The 3305-nt window shown below is 45.8% G+C and carries 4 protein-coding genes; 3 read left to right on the top strand and 1 reads right to left on the bottom strand.

The features are described from left to right. Positions 1-48: 48 nt before the first annotated feature. Positions 49-252, bottom strand: coding sequence for a hypothetical protein (locus QUA62_RS29600; RefSeq protein WP_445301739.1), 204 nt, complete (start codon positions 250-252; stop codon positions 49-51). A gap of 72 nt (positions 253-324) precedes the next feature. Between QUA62_RS29600 and rppA the strand changes: the two genes are divergently transcribed. The 3 genes from rppA to QUA62_RS29010 all read left to right on the top strand — a co-directional run bounded on the left by rppA (position 325) and on the right by QUA62_RS29010 (position 3198). Continuing rightward, positions 325-1002, top strand: a complete 678-nt coding sequence (gene rppA, locus QUA62_RS29020; protein ID WP_333408253.1) for a two-component system response regulator RppA — start codon at positions 325-327, stop codon at positions 1000-1002. 18 nt (positions 1003-1020) lie between these two features. Further along, positions 1021-2301, top strand: a complete 1281-nt coding sequence (locus QUA62_RS29015) for a HAMP domain-containing sensor histidine kinase (RefSeq protein WP_333408252.1) — start codon at positions 1021-1023, stop codon at positions 2299-2301. Between the two features lie 342 nt (positions 2302-2643). After that, entirely contained in the window at positions 2644-3198 is a 555-nt protein-coding gene (locus QUA62_RS29010; RefSeq protein ID WP_333408251.1) for a DUF3124 domain-containing protein, read from the top strand. Positions 3199-3305 lie beyond the last annotated feature (107 nt).

The following is a 3305-nucleotide window of genomic DNA, read 5'->3' as shown; positions in this document are numbered from 1 at the left end:
TCATCTTTTTATTGTCAAAATCAAGTATTGTATATAATTGTATCACAATCATGATAATGATTTAGGATTGCTATATACTCTTCCAGCGTTTGAGGCATTGACTTGAGTTAGAGAAAGCGCAAAACAGATTAAAGCTAAAATGCCTGGAACAACCCACAAAATGCTCTTTTCAAGTCTCACCCAGGCCCAGAAAGCGTAACACCCAGAGATTTCTCCTAGAGCCGCCAATATAAAAAAAGCAAGTGTTGGCATTTGTAGATTCATGCTTAAAATAGGTAAATTTCATCAGCAGATCGATGTTTATCAACCAAATTAAAGAAATATATGAGAATCTTACTTGTGGAGGACGACCCAAAGCAACTGATGCCGCTGCAAACAGTGCTGTCTCAAGCAGGACATAGCGTGGATGGGGTAAAAGATGGAGAGACGGCACAGTGGCTCTTATCAGAAAAAGAATATGATTTGTTGATTTTGGACTGGATGTTGCCACATATCAGTGGGGTAAATCTCTGTCGTCAATATCGAGCAGCAGGGAAAACAGCGCCGATTTTGATGATCACGGCAAGAGACACCACGCCTGAAAAAGTGACCGGGTTGGACGCAGGCGCAGATGATTACCTGGTGAAACCGATCGATTTGGTGGAATTCATGGCACGAGTGCGGGCATTAAGACGGCGATCGCCCCTTTGGCAAGGAGATACGCTCAACCTTGAGGATCTACACCTCCACCTCGATACTCTTACCGTTGAGCGACAAGGTGCAACCGTTTCCCTCTCCAGTCGCGAGTTTCAGTTGTTGGAGTATTTTATGCGTCATCCTCGACAGGTTTTGACTCGACATCAGATTGAACAAGCGGTGTGGGAATGGGGGACTGAACCAGAGAGCAATGCGATCACTGTTCTAGTTCGCAAACTCCGCCAACGCTTGCAGGCTGTAGGATCGGCAGACTGGATTGAGAGCATTTACGGTATGGGTTATCGCCTCACTTCCCCTCTCAAGTGATGATTGTGAAGGCAAGTCATGTTTAATCAAAGTCGTCGCAATCTGGCTCGTTGGTTCACCCTCTCAATGGGAAGCATTCTCGTGCTGTTTGCTGGGGTGATTTACCAGCTTGAGGTAAAAGATAAACTAGAAGCGCTTGACCGACTCCTCTATGACAAAACTAGAGTCATGGCTGCCAGCGTACATTATGAAGTTCGCAAAAACCAGAACCAGGTCGATCTGAGTCATGTCCCCTTGTTAGGCAGTGGGTCTCATCCCCTTGCAGAAGATCTGATTTATGTACGCTGGTATAACGCACAAAGGCGGCTCGTTCGTTTTTTTGGGACTCCTTCCCCAGAGCAGTTAAATACGCCCTTTGGTTATCTCACAGTTCGATCGACCGATCCACTTTTGGGAAAAGGAATCTGGCTGCGTCAGGTGACATTACCCGTTGAAGGTAGAACTGGGGTACTCGGTTATCTTCAGGTTGCAACTCCCCTGACAGAAACTCAAAACAGGCTCACTGAGCTTCTGATCGTGCTAACTCTCGCTGTCCCGCTGACACTGGGCTTAATTGCCCTCACAGGTTGGTTTCTCAGTGGGCTGGCCATGCAACCGATTCGCCAAGCCTATCAGCAGCTTCAGCGCTTTACAGCCGATGCCTCTCACGAGTTGCGATCGCCCCTGTCTGCCATTCTCACTAATGCCCAGCTTGGGTTGCTCATCGCGGCTGATGATTCACGTTACCATCCTCCCTTAGAAAACATTGTAGATAGCGCAAAATCAATGGGAGCACTCGTGAATAATTTACTGCTGTTGGCTCGTCATCAGGGGCGACTTGCGCCGGAATCGCTCAGGTTAATCAATCTCAACGAGCTGCTGAGCAATTTAGCAACCCAGTTTCTGGCACTTGCAGAAGCCCAAAATATCAAACTGACCTGCGAATCACCGGAACAACGGATTGAATTATTGGCTGACCCTGATTTGCTGCGGCAAGTAGTCGAAAACTTGCTTTACAACGCCTGTAAATATACGCCCGTTGGCGGAACTGTAAAGATACGGCTAGTTCTTCATTCCAATTTGGCGGTCATTCAGATAATCGATACGGGAATCGGTATTCCAGAAGCGGATTTACCCTATATTTTCGATCGCTTCTATCGAGTAGACACCGAGCGCTCGCAGGAGAGTGGAGGCTTTGGTCTGGGGTTAGCGATCGTCCAACAAATTGTCAAGGCACACAGCGGACAAATACAGGTGACGAGTGCAGTGGGCCTCGGCTCAACGTTCCAGGTTGAACTGCCGCTCAAACCTTATCACTAAGCCGCCTCAAGGAAGAGAAATGCTTGTAGTATGTAGTTCTATAATGTTTGTTTTTGAGGTGACAATAAATCCTGTAAGTATTAATTGGTGGAGCCGGAATGATGCGGCTGGGGTTAGCCCAACATTTATTAAAACTCGGGAACAGCATTGCGATCGTTGACACATACCAGCTTGCCTGTGGCTTGGCCCGTTAAAAAATAGAGTTCTCAACGGGTAATTTAACGGATAAACTTGCTTTCCTCATAGAAATTGACAGATTAACTACGGTTTTAGTCTACAGGAGACGGTTCGCTCTGTTGTAGACGTAACTGCAATTTATGTGGTGTATTTGGATGACTGCCGATGAAGCTGAAACAGGATTTCTGGGTTGGTTGGGCGATCGCCGCGATCGTCATTATTACCTCTTGTTCCGACCAAACTACCTCACAAAGGCAACAACCTGATACAAAACGTGAAACCTCACTCAGAGCAGTCACGTTAGATAAAACCAAACTTGTGATGGGACAAACCGTATATGTCCCTATTTACTCACATATTTATCACTACAATAGCCAGGATCAAGTCATGAATTTGTCAGCCACCCTCAGTATCCGCAATACGGATCTGACAAATTCGATTATTATTACTTCCGTGCGTTACTACGATACTGATGGGAAATTGATTAGGCAGGACATTAAGAGTCCAGTAGAACTCAAGCCGCTTGCTTCCACAGACTTTTTCATTGCAGCAGATGATACAAGGGGAGGCTCAGGTGCAAACTTTATTGTGGAGTGGGTTGCACAGAAAACGGTTTATGAACCTGTCATTGAAGCTGTCATGATTAGTACCTCTTCTTCTCAGGGCATTTCATTTGTCAGTCCCGCTAAAGTTCTCAAAAAACACAGGATACCAAAATGATTTTAGAGGATTCAATTATTTCTTTACAAGAGACCTCTTGCAAAAGTCCCCAATAAGGGCAATAGTGAGGTGATTGAGAGGAAAAACTGATGAGTTACGAACAAGTG

It is taken from the genome of Microcoleus sp. MON1_C1 (genome assembly GCF_036701945.1).
Classification (GTDB): Bacteria; Cyanobacteriota; Cyanobacteriia; order Cyanobacteriales; family Microcoleaceae; genus Microcoleus.
The sequence above is the reverse complement of the archived record's forward strand: the minus strand, read 5'-3'. Positions and strand labels throughout refer to the sequence as shown.